The sequence below is a fragment of the Aquibaculum arenosum genome (assembly GCF_029222965.1).
GTDB classification, from domain to species: Bacteria; Pseudomonadota; Alphaproteobacteria; order Kiloniellales; family DSM-21159; genus Aquibaculum; species Aquibaculum arenosum.
This window is the reverse complement of sequence record NZ_JARHUD010000007.1, coordinates 1-16,390: the sequence shown is the minus strand read 5'-3', so window position 1 is coordinate 16,390 and position 16,390 is coordinate 1. Positions and strand designations below refer to the sequence as shown.

15 protein-coding genes, 1 tRNA gene and 1 pseudogene are annotated in these 16,390 nt (G+C 63.8%); 8 read left to right on the top strand and 9 right to left on the bottom strand.

Translation table 11 applies throughout. The features are described 5' to 3' along the window. Positions 1–94: 94 nt before the first annotated feature. From P2G67_RS11920 to P2G67_RS11910, 3 genes are all read left to right on the top strand, one after another. Positions 95–1,249 (top strand): acyl-CoA dehydrogenase family protein, encoded by a 1,155-nt coding sequence (locus P2G67_RS11920; protein WP_275823388.1) that lies wholly within the window; start codon positions 95–97, stop codon positions 1,247–1,249. A gap of 134 nt (positions 1,250–1,383) precedes the next feature. Next, positions 1,384–2,019: a TetR/AcrR family transcriptional regulator gene (locus P2G67_RS11915; protein WP_275823386.1), complete on the top strand. Its 636-nt coding sequence runs from the start codon at positions 1,384–1,386 to the stop codon at positions 2,017–2,019. A 120-nt stretch (positions 2,020–2,139) separates the two neighbouring features. After that, positions 2,140–2,583, top strand: coding sequence for a DUF2852 domain-containing protein (locus P2G67_RS11910; protein ID WP_275823384.1), 444 nt, complete (start codon positions 2,140–2,142; stop codon positions 2,581–2,583). Positions 2,584–2,858: 275 nt separating this feature from the next. Here P2G67_RS11910 and P2G67_RS11905 read toward each other — a convergent pair whose 3' ends face one another. Then, the gene (locus P2G67_RS11905) at positions 2,859–3,491 is read right to left on the bottom strand and encodes a TetR family transcriptional regulator (protein ID WP_275823382.1); all 633 of its coding nucleotides are present in this window, start codon (positions 3,489–3,491) and stop codon (positions 2,859–2,861) included. 74 nt (positions 3,492–3,565) lie between these two features. On the opposite strand from P2G67_RS11905, the gene P2G67_RS11900 reads away from it, so the two are divergent. Continuing rightward, on the top strand, positions 3,566–5,089 hold the full coding sequence (locus P2G67_RS11900; protein WP_275823380.1) for a 4-hydroxyphenylacetate 3-hydroxylase family protein: 1,524 nt from the start codon (positions 3,566–3,568) through the stop codon (positions 5,087–5,089). Between the two features lie 18 nt (positions 5,090–5,107). Here the strand turns inward: P2G67_RS11900 and P2G67_RS11895 are convergent, their stop codons facing one another. Further along, positions 5,108–6,781: an acyl-CoA dehydrogenase family protein gene (locus tag P2G67_RS11895; protein ID WP_275823378.1), complete on the bottom strand. Its 1,674-nt coding sequence runs from the start codon at positions 6,779–6,781 to the stop codon at positions 5,108–5,110. A gap of 309 nt (positions 6,782–7,090) precedes the next feature. Between P2G67_RS11895 and P2G67_RS11890 the strand changes: the two genes are divergently transcribed. After that, the gene (locus P2G67_RS11890) at positions 7,091–7,972 is read left to right on the top strand and encodes an MBL fold metallo-hydrolase (RefSeq protein ID WP_275823376.1); all 882 of its coding nucleotides are present in this window, start codon (positions 7,091–7,093) and stop codon (positions 7,970–7,972) included. Positions 7,973–8,163: 191 nt separating this feature from the next. Here the strand turns inward: P2G67_RS11890 and P2G67_RS11885 are convergent, their stop codons facing one another. The 3 genes from P2G67_RS11885 to P2G67_RS11875 form a co-directional block, all read right to left on the bottom strand. Continuing rightward, complete coding sequence (locus P2G67_RS11885; protein ID WP_275823374.1) at positions 8,164–8,718, bottom strand: type 1 glutamine amidotransferase domain-containing protein; 555 nt, start codon at positions 8,716–8,718, stop codon at positions 8,164–8,166. A 122-nt stretch (positions 8,719–8,840) separates the two neighbouring features. Beyond that, a complete protein-coding gene (locus tag P2G67_RS11880) occupies positions 8,841–10,202 on the bottom strand; it encodes a flavin-containing monooxygenase (RefSeq protein ID WP_275823372.1) in 1,362 nt (453 codons plus the stop codon). 54 nt (positions 10,203–10,256) lie between these two features. Beyond that, complete coding sequence (locus tag P2G67_RS11875; RefSeq protein ID WP_275823370.1) at positions 10,257–11,255, bottom strand: NAD-dependent epimerase/dehydratase family protein; 999 nt, start codon at positions 11,253–11,255, stop codon at positions 10,257–10,259. 269 nt (positions 11,256–11,524) lie between these two features. Here P2G67_RS11875 and P2G67_RS11870 point away from each other — a divergent pair. From P2G67_RS11870 to P2G67_RS11860, 3 genes are all read left to right on the top strand, one after another. Next, positions 11,525–11,600 (top strand) — tRNA-Glu (locus tag P2G67_RS11870). Positions 11,601–11,881: 281 nt separating this feature from the next. After that, positions 11,882–12,463 (top strand): LemA family protein, encoded by a 582-nt coding sequence (locus tag P2G67_RS11865; protein WP_275823368.1) that lies wholly within the window; start codon positions 11,882–11,884, stop codon positions 12,461–12,463. 11 nt (positions 12,464–12,474) lie between these two features. Continuing rightward, the gene (locus tag P2G67_RS11860) at positions 12,475–13,422 is read left to right on the top strand and encodes a DUF3137 domain-containing protein (RefSeq protein WP_275823365.1); all 948 of its coding nucleotides are present in this window, start codon (positions 12,475–12,477) and stop codon (positions 13,420–13,422) included. Between the two features lie 37 nt (positions 13,423–13,459). On the opposite strand, the gene P2G67_RS11855 is transcribed toward P2G67_RS11860, so the two are convergent. From P2G67_RS11855 to P2G67_RS11840, 4 genes and pseudogenes are all read right to left on the bottom strand, one after another. Further along, positions 13,460–13,939, bottom strand: coding sequence for a VanZ family protein (locus P2G67_RS11855; protein ID WP_275823363.1), 480 nt, complete (start codon positions 13,937–13,939; stop codon positions 13,460–13,462). Continuing rightward, positions 13,936–15,987 (bottom strand): lytic transglycosylase domain-containing protein, encoded by a 2,052-nt coding sequence (locus P2G67_RS11850; RefSeq protein ID WP_275823362.1) that lies wholly within the window; start codon positions 15,985–15,987, stop codon positions 13,936–13,938. Before P2G67_RS11850 ends, P2G67_RS11855 begins: the two co-directional genes overlap by 4 nt. A 106-nt stretch (positions 15,988–16,093) precedes the next feature. Continuing rightward, positions 16,094–16,231 (bottom strand): hypothetical protein, encoded by a 138-nt coding sequence (locus P2G67_RS11845; RefSeq protein ID WP_275823359.1) that lies wholly within the window; start codon positions 16,229–16,231, stop codon positions 16,094–16,096. A gap of 43 nt (positions 16,232–16,274) precedes the next feature. Beyond that, positions 16,275–16,390: pseudogene (locus P2G67_RS11840) on the bottom strand (IS481 family transposase); the annotation flags it as partial.

The following is a 16,390-nucleotide window of genomic DNA, read 5'->3' as shown; positions in this document are numbered from 1 at the left end:
GCCGTCCCGTCTAGGCTAAGCCAAAGCGTCCCACAAGGCTCCCACGCCGAGCCCCTGCCCTTCAACCTGCCGCATCATGAGGAGACCCCAAGCCATGGCCCTCGACGAAGACACGCTCGAACAGCTGCTCGATACCGTGCGCCGCTTTGTGCGCGAGCGCCTGGTGCCCAATGAGGAGCGAGTCGCCGAGGAGGATGCCATTCCCGCCGAGCTCGTGCAGGAGATGGCTGAGCTCGGCCTCTTCGGGCTTTCTGTTCCGCAGGAATACGAAGGCCTGGGTTTGACCATGAGCGAAGAGGTCAAAGTGGCCTTCGAACTGGGGCGCACTTCCCCCGCCTTCCGCTCTCTGCTCGGCACCAACAACGGCATCGGTTCCCAGGGCATCGTGCTCGACGGCACCGAGGAGCAGAAGCACAAGTATCTGCCGAAACTGGCCCGCGGCGAGATCATCGGCTCCTTCGCGCTGACCGAACCCGACAGCGGCTCCGACGCCTCATCGCTGCGCACCACGGCACGGCGTGACGGCGACCACTATGTGCTCAACGGCACCAAGCGCTTCATCACCAACGCACCGGAAGCGGGTCTCTTCACCGTGATGGCGCGCACCGACACAGCGCAAAAGGGTGCGCGCGGCATATCGGCCTTCCTGGTCGAAGCCGGCACGCCGGGGCTGCGCCTTGGGAAACCCGATAGAAAGATGGGCCAGCGCGGCGCCCACACCTGCGACGTCATCTTCGAAGATTGCCGGGTGCCGGCGGAGCAACTCTTGGGTGGCATCGAAGGTCAGGGCTTCAAGACAGCCATGAAGGTGCTCGATCGTGGGCGCCTGCACATCTCTGCTGTTTGTGTCGGGGTGGCCGAGCGACTGATCGAGGATGCCCTGTCCTACGCCATCGAGCGTAAGCAGTTCGGCCAGCCCATTGCTGAGTTCCAATTGATCCAGGCCATGCTGGCCGACAGCCGAACGGAAGCCTATGCCGCCCGCTCAATGGTGCTCGACGCCGCCCGTCGCCGTGACGCCGGCGAGACGGTCACCACGGAGGCCAGTTGCTGCAAGCTTTTTGCCAGCGAGATGGTCGGGCGCGTGGCCGATCGCGCGGTGCAGATCCACGGCGGCGCCGGCTATATCGCCGACTATGGGGTTGAACGCTTTTATCGTGATGTGAGGCTGTTCCGGCTCTATGAGGGCACCTCGCAGATCCAGCAGCTCGTGATCGCCCGCAACATGATACGTGAACACAGCCAGTGATCGTCTGATCGCTGTGAACCGCAAAGGGCGTGCCCCGACACCCCATGTAATGTAAAAGATACTTACATGTAGCGGAGGACGGGCGTTCATTGATGGTTTGGCCCGGATGAGTTTGCAGCGATGAGCTTACAGAGATGAGTTGGCAGGGTCGCAGACGCGACGGCTATCACCATGGCAATCTTCGCGAAGCCTTGGTTGCAGCCGCGCTGGAGCTGATGGAAGAGAAGGGACCGAGCGGCTTCACCTTCGCCGAAGCGGCCCGCGCCGCCGGCGTCAGCGCCGCAGCGCCCTATCGTCACTACAGCAGCCGCGACGATCTCATGGCCGAGGTGGCCCGCCGCGGTTTCGAGCGATTCACCCACCAACTGGCTCAGGCCTGGGATGACGGCCAACCGCGGCCGCTGGAGGCCTTCTATCGTGTGGGCCAGGCTTATCTGACCTTTGCACGCAAGGAGCCAGCCTACTACACGGCCATGTTCGAGGCTCAGATCCCGCCGTCCTATAATCGGGAACTGCAGCAGGCGGCGGACGCCGCCTTCGGCGTGCTGCGCGATTCCTGTCAGGCCCTGGCCGCGACGCTGCCAGCGGACAGGCGCCCGCCCTCGCTGATGATGAGCCTGCATATCTGGTCGCTCGCCCACGGCATCGCGTCGCTCTTCGGGCGCGGCGACAAGGCCCGACGCAGCCTGCCCATGGCGCCCGAAGATCTGCTAGAGGCCGGCGTCCTCGTTTATCTTCAAGGGCTTGGTTTCGGCGATACCGGGACCTGAGGGGCCACCTCGCCCCGCTGCGGCTCGGGCCTACGATTTTCTGTTCCGACCCCGCTTGACAGCCGCGCAGACATGAACCACCTATGTTAATGTAATAAACATTCACATTAGGAGAGTGCCATGGATGTGGCTGCACGAATGGATGATTACGGCCGCCCCGCGTGGCTGGGCGCAATGGTCCTGGGTTTTATTGTTTTCTGGCCGCTGGGTCTCGGGATCCTGGCCTATCTATTATGGAGCGGACGCATGGGATGTTGGAAAGGTGGCCCCGCACGCGGGCGATTCAAGCGTGAGAATTGGTGGGGGCAGAAGGAAGCCCGCTCCAGCAGCAACGCTTCGAGCGGCAACAGCGCCTTCGATGAGTATCGTGAGGAGACACTGCGGCGCCTCGAGGAGGAGCAGCAGGAGTTCTTCCAGTTCCTGGAGCGCCTGCGCAAGGCGAAGGACAAAGCCGAGTTCGACGAGTTCATGGCCGAGCGGCGGCGTGCCGGTCCGAGCGCCGGCTCCGGCACTACCGGAACTCAGAACCCTGGCGACGGGCCGATCCCGCAGCCTCAGGGCTGAGCCGGCCTTCCTTCGGCACTCGTGATTGTTGGCGCGAGGCCCCGGCTTTCCAGCCGGGGCCTTGGGTCGTATCGGCCTCCCTGACCCCTCTGCCTGGTCAATGCTATGCTGCTGCGCTCACGGCCAAGGGGGAACCCCGTATGCAACTTCCCGTCCGCATGTTGATGCGTCTCGTTATGCGCCTGCTGCGCCAGTCGGGCGCTGCCCCCTCTCGCCGTGGCCGGCGACGGCAGAGGCGCCGATAGGCGAGAAGAAACGCCCTCACACAAGAGTGATCAGCCTTCTTTCTGTGTGCTGATCTCGCCAAGCACGCCTTCGAGATAATCCGCCATCAGGCCTTCGGCCTGTGCGCCGAAGATACGAATGCGCCCGGTGTGCATAAGCAGCAGCAGACCGGCCGCATGGGCAAAGCAGTTGACGGTCACGCGCTGCGCCCCTTCCCGGGGTGCGCCCAGCGCTTCCGCAGCCGCCGTGATCGGCGCCAGTGCAGCAATCAAAGCCGCGTTCAAGGCTTCATCCCACTCGCGGCCCAGCCCCGCCGGTTTCATCCCGCCGCGGAAGAGATAGAACCCCAGGTCAAGTTCCCCTGCGTATTGGGCGTAGTACCCAAAGAACGCCATTCCGGCCCGGCGGAGCCGATCGGCAGCGTGGGCGTCTTTCGGCGCCGCCTTAGCCACAGCTTCGCCAAGCCGGCCCAGCGACTCCTGCAGCAGTTCGGCGTAGATCGCTTCCTTTGATTGGAAGTGGAAATAGAGTGCCGCCGGCGTGTAGCCCGCCTCGGCTGCAATTAGGCGCAGGCTCGAGCCCTCCAGCCCTTCCCGTGCAAAGACCTTCTGTGCCGCGTCCAGGATCAGCCGGCGCTTGTGCGCACCCACCGCCCGCTGCCGCTCCGCCTGCCGTTGCTTCATCCCAAGCTCCTCCTCGCTTGACAGTTTTCTAACGCTGTTAGATTTTACAAACAACCGACGAAGAGGAATGCGCCATGCTGATGTCTGCCGCCGACTACCGAGACTCTCTGCGCCACTACAATCCGCGCGTCTTCATCGACGGCGAGGCGGTGGAAAGCGTTGCCGACGAGCCGCGCCTGGCGCCGGGCATCAACGCTGTGGGCGTGACCTACGATTTCGCGGTGGAGGAAGAGAAGAAGCTCCTCATGACCGCCCGGCAAGGCACGTCCGGGCAGACGGTCAACCGCATGCTTCACATCAACGAGTCGTCGCAGGACCTGCTCTACAAGCTCGAGGCCGTGCGTCTGCTCTGCAAGGAAGTGGGCTGTGCGCAGCGCTATCTCAGCCACGATGCCCTCAATGCCATCTTCCAGGCGACGCATCGGGCGGACGCCGAGCATGGCACCGACTATCACCAGCGCTTTCTTGCCTATCTGCACGACGTGCAGGAGCGGGATCTGACACTGGGCGCAGCCATGACCGATGCCAAGGGCGATCGCTCCAAACGCCCCGGCTTGCAAAGCAATCCGGACGTCTATGTGCATATCAAGGAGCGGCGGCCGGACGGTATCGTGATCCGCGGCACCAAGGCCATCGTCACCGGCGCGCCCTACATGCACGAGTTCCTGGTCATGCCCTGCCGCACCCACACGGCCGAGGATGCAGACTTCGCCGTGGTCTGCGCCGTGCCGGTGGACGCGCCGGGCGTGACCATTGTCGCCCGCCCCGCCGGCCGCCCGGGTGAGGCCGCAGCCAAGTTCTCCGCCAAGTACGGGCAGTCGACGGGCGTGGTCATCTTCGACGACGTCTTCGTGCCGCACGAGCGCGTCTTCCTCGCCGGCGAGCACGAAGAGGCCGGCTTCCTCACCACCTCTTACGCGACTCACCACCGGCAAGCTTGCATTGCGGCACGGGCCGGTTTCGGTGACCTTCTGATCGGCGCCGGCGCCTTGATGATCGAGGCCAACGGGCTGGACCCGAACCGCCACGGCCACATCCGCGATGCCATGGTGGAACTCATCACCATCACCGAGAGCTTCTATGCCTGCGGCATTGCGGCCTCGGTCTACTGCTCAAAAGATCCGGCGGGCTCCGTCATGCCCGATACGGTCTTCTCCAACATCGGCAAGCTGCTGCTGGCGACGAAGATCTACGACATGCACCGCCTGGCGCACTATGTGTCCGGCGGCCTGATCGTGGCGCTTCCGGGCCCGGACGAGGACCACAATCCCGAGACCCAGGCCTCTCTGGCGGCGGTGCTGGGCGGGCGTGACGACATTCCCGCCGCGCAGCGCCTGGAAGTCTCCCGCCTGATCGAGGACCTCACGGCCACCAATCAAGGCGGCTGGTACTCCGTCATTTCCCTCCACGGCGGCGGTTCGCCGGAAGCGATGAAGCGCGAAATCTGGCGCAACTACCCTGTGGGGGAAAAGGCGGAACTGGTCGAACGACTGCTCGACCGTGGCGTGCTGGACCAGGGGCAGCGGGTCTCCAAGCAACCAGGGCGTTGCTGCGTCAAAGGCTGCGAGGTGCCGGATCCGCCGCCTGCCGCGAAGTAGCCGCCGGCAGCGACCCGCTCAGTCCGGAACGGCTGCCCGCGCCACGATCGCGTCAGTGTCGAGACCCTCGGGCAGCGTCCCGAAAGCCTGCCCCCACTCCCCGCTCAGGCGCGAGGCCGCGAAGGCGTCGCTCACCGCCGGCGCGGAATGGCGCGCCAGCAGCGAGCCTTGGAGCGCGAAAGCCATCATCTCCACCGTGCGCCGCGCCTGGCCCTCCGCGCGCGGCAGGTCGGCAAGCCTCTGGCTCAAATCATCTATGAAGGCGCGCAACCGGGCGTCGCCACCGAGCCCGGACCGGACCTCGTCGAGGAAGGCGTCGCGGGTTTCGGGTTCACGCTGCAAGGAGCGGATCACATCCAGGCAAATGACATTACCCGTCCCCTCCCAGATGCCGTTAAGCGGCGCCTCGCGGTAGAGCCGGGCCATGAGATGGTCCTCGATGAAACCATTGCCGCCATGGCATTCCAGCGCCTCGGCCACAAAGGCCGGCGCACGCTTGCAGGCCCAGTACTTGGCCATGGGCGTGGCGATGCGCGCCAGCAGGCGCTCGCTTTCGCTCTCCTGCGTGCGGTCCTGCGCCTGGGCCAAGCGCAGGCTCATCCACATCATGGCCTCGGACTCGACGGCGAGGTCAGCCGCGACGTTGCGCATGATCGGCAGATCGACCAGGGAGCGCTGGAAGGCCCGGCGCCTGCGCACGTGATGCAGCGCGTGGGACAGCGCCTGCCGCATCAACCCTGATGAGCCAACGGCGAAATCCAGCCGCGTCAGATGCGCCATCTCGATGATGGTGCGAATGCCGCGACCCTCCTCGCCCACCATGTGCGCGTGCAGGTCATAGAACTCCACTTCGGACGAGGCGTTCGACTTGTTGCCGCACTTGTCCTTTAGGCGCTGCAGCTTGAGGCGGTTGCGGGTGCCGTCGGGCAGCCAGCCGCAGGCGAGAAAGCACGAGAGCCCCGTTTCGGTCTGGGCCAGGGTCAGGAAGAGATCGCTCTGCGGCACCGAGAAGAACCACTTGTGCCCGGTGAGGAGGTACTCGGCACCCGGCCCGCTGCGAGAACTGGCCGGGCGGGCCGTCGTCATGGTCGCCCGCAGGTCGGAGCCACCCTGCTTTTCCGTCATCGCCATGCCAACCGTTGCACCGCGCTTTTCCGCAGCGTGGAGCGGGCGCGGGTCGTAGCTTCGGGAGAGGATACTGTCCTGCCACTGCGCCTTCAAATCCGGCTGATGCTCCAGCGCCGCCATGGAGGCATAGGTCATGCCCATTGGGCAGCAGATGCCGCTTTCCCCCTGGTTCCAGAGATAGCTGAGCCCGGCACGCGCAACCTGAGTACCCGGCCGGGACTCGGTCCAGGCCAACGAATGGGTCTCGCAGTCGAACATGAGCGCCATCAACTCATGCCAGGCCGGATGAAACTCCACCTGGTCGATGCGCTCGCCGAAGCGGTTGTGGGTCTTCAGTTCGGGCAGGTTGCGATTGGCCTGGCGGGCAAGCTGCTGCACCGCAGCCGAGCCCACGCGATCTCCGGCACGCTGCAACCTGTCTTCAGCCCAGGAAGCACCGAAGGTGCGAATGGCATCCTGCAAGGCGCGATCGCCGGCAAAGGCGTTGTAATCGGATAGATCGCCGGTCTGGTTGAGCACCTCGTGCGTGGCGAAACCGAAACTCTCCGTCTGCACTGCCGACATGTGCGCCTACCTCCCTGCTTTGTCCTCATGTAGCCTAGCACAGTGAAACCGGGCGACGGCCAGCCCGCGCGGTTGCCGGATCGCACATCCCTCCAGGTAATGCGGTTGGGAAAAGGCGAGCGATCCGATGAGCCGAAAGGGGGACGCCATACCTGCGACGCTGTGACCACATCCAACGCATGGTAATCTCAAGATGGTGGCCGCACATAATCACCAACGTGAGTTACATTTGATTGAGATCGCTGCGGCGAACCGGTCCAGGAACTTTGATGAGTACGACAGCTCGCCGGACGAGGGAAAGGAGCAACGATGTCTACAGCCGCAGAGATCAGCAAACCCAGCGTTCATGCGCATTTCGACGAGAAAACGAACACGATCAGCTACCTCGTGGGCGATCCAGAAGGCGCAGTTTGCGCCGTGGTCGACCCCGTCCTGGACTTCGATCCCAAGGCCGGACGCACCTCGACCGCCTCAGCTGATGCATTGATCGAGAAGGCGCGCGCGCTCGGTTGGACCGTCGAGTGGATCCTGGAAACCCATCCCCACGCCGACCATCTCTCGGCTGCGCCCTACATCAAACAGCACCTGGGCGGCAAAATCGCAATCGGCGAGCATATCCGCGAAGTGCAGCAGGTGTTCCGGGACATCTTCAATCTGGAAAAGGAGTTCCTGGCCGACGGCCGTCAGTTCGATCATCTCTTCGCCGAAGGTGATCGCTTTACCATCGGCAAGATCGAGGCTTCGGTGCTGCACACTCCCGGCCACACTCCGGCCTGTCTCACCTACGTGATCGGCGATGCAGCATTTGTGGGGGATACGCTTTTCATGCCGGACTACGGCACTGCCCGCTGCGATTTCCCCGGTGGCAATGCGCGCCAGCTCTACCGCTCCATCCGGAAAGTGCTGTCGCTGCCGGACGAGACCCGCATCTTCCTCTGCCATGACTACCCCCCCGAAGGCCGCGGGCCAACGTGGGAGACGACTGTCGCCGAGGAGAAGCGCAAAAACATCCACGTGCATGCAGGGGTGACAGAAGACGAGTTCGTGCGCATGCGCGAGACCCGCGACGCCACACTCTCAATGCCGACTCTCATCCTGCCCTCGATACAGGTCAACATCCGCGCCGGCGAACTGCCACCTCCGGAAGACAACGGCACGCGCTACATGAAGCTGCCGATCAATCAGCTATAGACGCCGCGGGCGCGCAAGCAGTGTCTACAGAAAACATCGGCGTTTTCTGACGCCACCCAAGAGCGGATCGCGTTTGATCTGTAACGCACAGCGCTCAGAAACAAACGCGTGAATCCGTTCTGATCCAAGGGTGTAGAGCAGAGTGACGACTCAAATTGGGTCGCTTCGCGAACTCGATTTAAGGCTCTGATCTACCCCCGTTCGTGCCGGCCTTCCTCGATTTCTTCGATGATCTTCGCGGTGAAGGCGTCGAGGTCGTCCGGGTTCCGGCTCGTCACGATTCCGTTCGAGACGACCGCTTCCCGATCCACCCAGTTGGCGCCGGCGTTCTTCACGTCGGTCCGGATCGAGTGGTAAGAGGTCATTTCACGCCCCTCGACCACCCCTGCTTCGATGAGCAGCCAGGGCGCGTGGCAAATCGCGGCGACAATTCGACCATTTCCCACAAAATCACGAATGAGCGAGAGAGCTGAGTCATTGACCCGCAGGAGGTCCGGGTTGATCTGCCCGCCCGGCAGAACGAGAGCATCGTAGTCCGAGGCCTGGACAGTAGAGAGTGCCTTGTCGGCCTCCACCTCGGAGCCCCAGTCGGTCTTGTCCCATCCCTTGATGGCCTGTCCGTCGGGAGTCACGACATGCACCGTGGCGCCGGCGCTCCTGAGCTTGTCGCGCGGCACTTCGAGCTCCGACTGCTCAAAACCGTGCGTGGCGAGGATGGCGATCTTTGCGTTGCTGATAGCGGGCATCCTGTCGCTCCTTTGGCATCTTCCTGCCGCGCTGCCGCGGCTGTCATTGCCCAACGCGGGACAACGCCATGCGTTCCGGATGCCTGTGCAGCACCTTCAGCTTCGGAAGCCCGCCTCCAGCACTACTTGCCCTGCATATCCTTGTTGAGTTCCCCGGCATACTCCTTGAAGTCGACCTCCAGAGTATAGCGCGCGGCATTGAGATAACGCTTCGCGACATTGCCGCGGTGACGTTCGATCTCCTGGTCCATCTCCTCCTTCGGCGGGAGGGTAATTTCGCCGGACAGGACCTTGGCCATCCAGCGTGCCTGGATTTCGACCAGAGGAATCGTCGGCCCAACCGGCTGGACCAGGCCGGTAAAGAACAGCCCCGGATGGTCGCGCGAGACGATCCGGCGATAGAGCGCCGGCGGGCGCGCATCCTGAATGCTGAAGACCCCCGGATCCAGGAAGGGAAAGGTGGTTTTGTAGCCGGTGGCGTAGATGATGGCGTCAACCTGCTCGCGCGTGCCGTCGGTGAAGAGCACCTCCTCCCCGTCCAGCAGCTCCACGTTGGGCTTCATGCGGATCCAGCCATGCCCGAGGTAGGACAGCAGATCCTGGCTGAGCGTTGCGTGCTCGCGCCAGATCGGATGCTCCGGGCGCGGCACGCCGAAGCGCTCCTGGTTGCCGATCGCCAGGCGGGCGACGTGGCGCAGCAGACCGCGGGCCATGGGCACCGGCAGCTTCAGCTTGCGCACCATAAAGCCGAGCCAACGGTCCGTGGGCAGGCCGGCGATGTACTTGGGCATGATCCAGGCACTGCGCCGCGTTGACAGCAACACCTGCCGGGCCCGACGCGCCAGATCCACGGCGATATCCACTGCCGAGTTGCCGATGCCCACCACAAGTACAGTCTGATCCTCATAGGGATCGGCCTTGCGGTAGTGATGCGAATGGCTTTGCGTCCCGGAAAAGTCGCCCGGGAAATCGGGATACTTCGGATCCGAGAGATGGCCGTTGGCGATGATCACCGTTCGATAGCGGCGCACCTCGGCGGGTGCATCAGGGGCATCGACCGCCCGCAGATGCACGTTCCAGCCGCCCTCTCCGTCCGGTTCCACCCGCTCGACCCGCGTGCGAAAGCGGATGGAGTCATGGAGGCCGAAGGTTTCGGCATAGCGCTCCAGGTGCTCGAGCACCTGCGCGTGCGACAAGTAATCAGGCAGGTCATCGGGTATTTGGAAATCGGGCCAGGCGAGGCTCTGACGGCTGGAGTCGATATGCAGACTGCGGTAGGCAGAGGAGGTGCCACTGTCGTTCTCGTAGCGCCACATCCCGCCAATATTTGACCCGAGGTCGTAGCAGTCATAGGCAACGCCTGCGTCCTTCAGGGCCTTGCCCGCTGTCAGCCCAGAGACGCCGGCTCCGATGATGCAGATGTCGGCGGCTGCGGACACGCCGGACATCACTGACACCTGATCACGACTGTTGAGACCATCCATCGGCTCTCACACTCCCAACTCAAAACAACAGAGAACATGCTTCGTGCAGTGGTTTCAGGCCCGCACATGGTCGCGCAGAATGCTGTCGAAATCGGGATCCGGCAGGAGGGGTGGATCCAGTTCGACCTCACTGACGAACTCTCGCGGCCAGCTCGCAACCACGCGCTCCAGCGCCGAGTCGGGCGCCACAGACAGCAGTTTGGCCGCCTCGCTTCCGGCGACCCGCCCTAGGGCCGCGGCGATGTCGGCGACGGAGACAGTCAGCCCAGGCTGGTTGACCGCCCGGCCTTCACTGAAGCACTCCGCCGGCACATCGTGGAGACGCAGCAAGTTCTCCGCCACTCGGCCTGCCGACACCACGGGAAAGCGGGTGTCCCAGCCCAGCGGAGAGGTGATGGCGCGCCCGGCCAGGGGTTCACGCGCCAGGGCACCGATAAGGTCCGACACGGCTCCGCTGTGCATGCCACCGCCAGCCTGGCCCGGCCGGATCATCACCACCGGCAGCCGCAACGACCTGCCATCCACCAAGCCGTGGCGCGAGTAGTCGTTGATCAGGAGTTCAGTAATCGACTTGGCTGTACCATAGGAGGTTTGCGGGCGCTGCGCCTGCCAGTCGTCGACCCGTTCGGGAAGCCGGCCGCCGAAGACGGCAATCGAACTGGCATAGACGAAACGCGGCCTCGCCCCTTGCCGGCGGCAGGCCTCCAGCATGCGGAACGGCAGCAGCATGTTGACCGCCCAGCCGGTGTCAAAATCCCGTTCGGCATCGAGCGTCAGCGTGGCAGCCAGATGAAAGACGCTGTCGACGTCGTCCGCGAAGAGCCCCTCTACGAAATTCGTATCACGCAGGTCGCCGGCCCGACTTGTCAGCTTGATCGAGGCATCGGTCTCGCGAACAAGCTTCTCGAGCACCGCTGCGTCCCGGTCGACCAGCAACAGTTCCGTGATGGCGCGCGGCGTGCCATCTGCATCCGCAAGCTTTCCCTGCTCCACCAAACGGGTTACCAGCCGTCGGCCAATAAAACCCCCGGCGCCTGTCACCAGCACCCGCATCTGCACCTCCTGATTCGACGAATGTCGCACACCGGCCAAGGGCCCGACCGAGCGGGCATGCGGGTGCGACTCTGGTGGCCGGGAGGGTGCCAGCAGCCCCACCCTTGGGCAAGCAACCAACAGGCGCAAAAGCCATGGGCCTGACGAAGCCTGCCATGACCCGCCGAACTTTCCTTTCACGGCCGAATTTTCGCAGGAAGGTCTTGCAAGGCACGTCCGGCCCGGCTATCTCAGGCGCCACAGCGGCCATGGGTCTCAGCACCCCAGACGTCCCCTTCGTCTAGAGGCCTAGGACACCGCCCTTTCACGGCGGCAACAGGGGTTCGAATCCCCTAGGGGACGCCACCTTCTTGGGTCGTTTCTTCCATAAAGCAAGTATACCTCCAAACAAAGGCGGCCTCCGCTCTTGTCCAGCGGGAGGGTTATTGTGTGCTTGGAGCTGAAGCGCGCATTCGATTTTAAAACCTTGTAGTGCAGATTGCCTGCAATCCCGCTTGGATGCCGCTGCCGGTAATCATCCTCCCAAACGGATTCATGGGGCCGAGCTTGTGGTTTCAAGCTGACTGCAGCGCCTGCTATAAGGGTGGCCGGCGCGGCTGAAGGCGCCCGTACAAGGAGGCTGCTTGATGGAGCTCTTCGTCGGCGCGCTGATCGTCGCCGTGATCCTTATCGCTTATGCTTGGTATGTCGTGTTGATCCGGCGGCGCAACCGGGCGCTCGAAGCGCTTTCCTCAATCGACGTGCAGCTACGCAAGCGCCACGATCTCTTGCCGAACATCCTTAAGCTGGCCCAAAGCTTCATGAGCCATGAGCGCGACCTCTTGACCCGGGTCACCGAACTGCGCAACGAAGCGCGCAAGACCTATGATGCCAGCAACCCCGAAGCCGTGCGCCAGCATCTCGAGGCAGAAGGCAAGCTGCAGTCCGGCATGCGCCAACTCTTCGCTCTGGCCGAGAATTATCCAGAGCTGCGCTCCAGCCAGACGGTTCTCGAGGCCCAGCAGAGCTTCGCCTCGGTGGAGGGTCACATCGCCGCCGCGCGGCGCTTCTACAATTCAGCCGTGACCGAGCTCAACAACGCCGTGCAGATCTTTCCGGGCTCACTGATCGCGCGCCAGGTGGGCGTTCGCCCCCTACCCTTCTTTGAGCTCGAGGATGCGCATCTGCGCGAACCTGTCGATGCCGGCGATTACCTGGCTGTGCACTGAAGCAGTTGCTCATGGAAGACTATGAGAGCTTCTACGAAGCCAGCATTGCGCCTGAGATCCGACAACTTGAGATAGAGCGTCGACGAACGGTCAAGAGAGTTTTTGCGCTCGGCGCAGTCATTCTGGTCGCAATACTTGTCTTCGTCTTCCACACGCAAATCTCCGCCGCTGTCGGAGTCGGCGACGGTTTTGTGAGAATTGCAGCGCTCTTGGCCGGTTTTGGCGCAGTTGCCTCGATCTTTCATCTTCAGAGCAAGATGCGTCGGAAGCTCAAGACGGCGCTGGTTGAGCCCACCTGCCGCTTCCTTGGCCTAGACTACAGCCTCGATGCCGGCCGTTTCCCCCTACCCCGCTTCGTTGATGTGAAAATTCTCCCGGTCCACGACCACGTTCACCTGCAGGATCACATCAGCGGAGCGCATGCGGGGGTGGACTTCGAGCTCTGCGAGGCTGCGCTCACCAAAAGGGTTGAAAGAAGCGACGGGAAGGGGGGAACGAAGACGGAAAATCAGTCGGTCTTTCAGGGGCTGCTATTGATCTATCGCTTCCCCAAGCCTTTCACCGCCCGTACCCTCGTGCTTCCCGACAGAAGCTGGCTCGGAAACAGGATCGCCGGTTTCAGGCATGGAGAGCGAGTCAGGCTGGAGGATCCGCGATTCGAAAGGATCTATGAGGTCTTTTCGGATGATCAGGTAGAAGCACGCTACCTTCTGACACCCGGCTTTATGGAATGCCTCACGGACCTGGCGGATCATCTCGGCGCCTCGGGCGCCCTTTCCTTTGCCTTCGAGGCGCAGAACCTTCTGATCGCCTTCCATAGCAAGCAAAAGCACTTCGAAGGAGGCAGCCTCTTCACCCCTCTGGAAACGCCCGAGCGAGCAAAGGCGTTACTGCAGGAGCTGAAGCTGATCTATGAACTGATCGAACGGCTCAAGCTCACCGACCGCAGCCATCTCTAAAGTAGAGCCGCCTGCTACTCGCACCCCATCGGCCACGTCATGATCGACGTGTGACCTCGGCAGCGCTCGGCAGGCCCAGGCGCCGCGCCGCGATTTCAAGGAGCGCGCAGAGAAGAAAGCCAATCGACAGACCCGAAGCGTTGTAGACGAGGTCGATCCAGGTGGCGCTGCGCCAGGGCAGGAAGAACTGCACCGCCTCGATGACCAGACCGAAGGCGAACAGCAGTCCAAACCAGACAAGGCGTCCCCGCCAGGTCGGAGCCAGCAGGAAGACAAGACACTGCGCGCCAACGAAAGCCGCACCGTGGACCAGCAGCGAGCCACTTTGCCGCGCGAGAGCGGGCGGCTCGATGGCTGCACCGACCATCAGCGCCAGCAAATATCCCGCGAGCGCGAAACCGGCGACAACCCGGAGCCGCCCGGCTTGGCCCATACCCTGGGATCGGCCGGACCGGCCGTCGTCTCGTCCCGCCTCAGCCATGCGCAATCGCGGTACGTCGCCAAAAGGCCGAGTCATTGCGCATCAAGTTCGCTCTGCACGAGCCGGGCGGGTATGAGATCGAAGGGTGCATAGGCGTCACTCTGTTCGGGGTGAAGGCGGCGGGCATAGACCGCCGCAACCTCGATGACGACCTTTACATAGTGGCGGGTCTCGTCGAAGGGAATGAGTTCGATCCAATCAAGCAGACCGATCTCATCGCGACGGGGGTCGCCGTGCGCAGCCAGCCAGGCATCCACTCTCCCCGGTCCGGCGTTGTAGGCCGCCAGCGCCAGGGGAAGGGAACTGCCATAGCGCTGCAGCATCTCTTCCAGATAGGCGCGGCCCAGGCGCAGATTGTAGGCCGGGTCAGCGGTCAGGCGGGCGGGATCGTAAGCTTCACCCAGGCGGGCAGCCACGTCGGCCGCGGTCCCGGGCATGAGCTGCATCAAACCCCGCGCCCCCACCGGACTGACCGCTTCCGGATTGAAGGAGCTTTCCTGGCGGATCAGTGCCAGCAGCAGCGGCCGGCGCCGGTCAACCGGCAGCCCCATGCGCGGAGTGGGATAGAGCAGGTCCGGGAAGGTCCAGCCGGCAGAGTACGCCGCCCGCGCGGTGCGGATCGCTTCATCATGCCGACCGATCTCCTGCGCCAGGTCACCCAGGAGATGCCAGGTCCCGGCTTCCTCCATGCCATTGCTGCGCAGATGCCGGAAGAAGGGTGCGACGAGATCCCGGCGCCCGGCCGCTGCCAGGCGGCGAATCACCCGCACCATGGGGCGGGCATCGAAAGCCGAACGAGCTGCATGGCCGACCTCCCAAGCGTCACCGTCCGCCTCGCGCCATTGACTCGCATCGCTGCGCAGGGCCCCCATCAGTCCGTAGAAGGTGCCGCTGTACTGCGCGGCCACGTCGAACCACTGCTGTCCCCAGTCCGGGCGCCCACTGGCAAGTGAGGCTTCTCCGCACCAGTAGGCTCCCCGGGCAATCGCACCGGCGCCGCTGCCCTGGTGAAAGAGGCGGTCGAAATGGCTGTAGGCCGTGTCCGGGTCGTCCAGCCGCCGTAGTGCGATCCATCCCGCGAGGAACTCGGCCTCGTCATAGGCCAGGCCCTCCGGGATTCCGTGTCGCGCGGCGATGCGGTAGGCCGCGTCTGCATCATCCGTCGCCAGAAGACGGCGCACCGCACGCCGGCGCACCTGCCAGCGGTCCGCCGCCTCGCGGGACAGGACCACTGGCGGCGGATCGAGCAGATCCATGGCCGTCTCCTGCGGGTCGCGCTGCATGCGGTACCAGGCGAGATCAAAGATCAATCCGCTCTGCCGCAGAGTCTCCTCCGGAATTTCGTTGGCGAGCGCCTCTCCTTCGTCGTCGAGTATCTGTAGGAGCACTCGTGCCCTGAGGAGACGATGCTGCTCCGCATCGATCGCGCCGACAGCACTGGCGTCGTCCAGAGCCACCAAGGCGGCCTTCTTCTGATTCGCCCGCAGCAGCCGCTCAACGCGGATCCGGTGGTCCACCGCTTCCAGGTGCCCCCCGTACTCGGCCAGGATTGCAGCATCACTTACAGTATCGGGATTCAGGTCGCGCCAGGCCCGGCGCGCCTCGGCAATGGCGGCCGCATCCTCTCCAGCCCGGCGCAAGGCACGGGCATAAGCGAGCGCCGCCTGCGGTGTGACGGGCGCGAAGTCGGAAAACCATTCCAGGGCGGCGCGATCGTCGATCTCGTGGGGCAGACGCTCTTCGACGGCACGCTGCAGGCGTTCTTCCTCCGGCCAGTCGGCATGGCGGCGCAGGAAGTCCTCCAGAGTGGTGCGCGCCGCCGCCTCGGGTCGGCGAGTCAACAGGCGCCAGAGCGCGATGCTCCGGTCGAGCGGATCAAGTTGTGGCAGGCGTGCTTCAAGCGCATCGCTGCGCCCGGCTTCGGCGAGCACCAGGGCCTCTGCCAAAGCATGCCCCGATTGCTGCGCTGAGACTGAGGCCGGCAGGGCGCCGGCACAGGCCAACCCCAGAACGAAAAGCAGCACCCGGCGGAGGGCGCTGCGGTGGCTGCCAACTTCATCAGAGACGAACCCAAGCCTGATCACGCGGCCTCCTCCCTTAACACGCTGACGTTGGCGACAGTCCATCGCGCAGCTTTGAGCTACTGTGGGTGCGGAACCGCCTGACCCGCAGCGCCCAGGCCCGCAGCACTCAGGCGTCCGTGCGCCAACTCTGCGCCACACCCAGCGCCAGCAGCACCAGCCAAGTGACGGTCACGGCGGGAAGCTGCAGGCTGAAATCACTGAGCGCATGCACCCCAACAAGCAGGCTCGCAGCCACAGCGGTCAAGGGATAAAAAGCGTCGCGGCGACAACCCAAATAGGGTGTCCACTTAACCTTCTTGACTAACGAATGACATGACGGTTTCGATGGGGCGTCTCCCCATGTTGCGGTAGCCGAGATGGGGTCTTTCGGTGTTGTAGTGGAGGAGCCAGGCATCGAGATCGG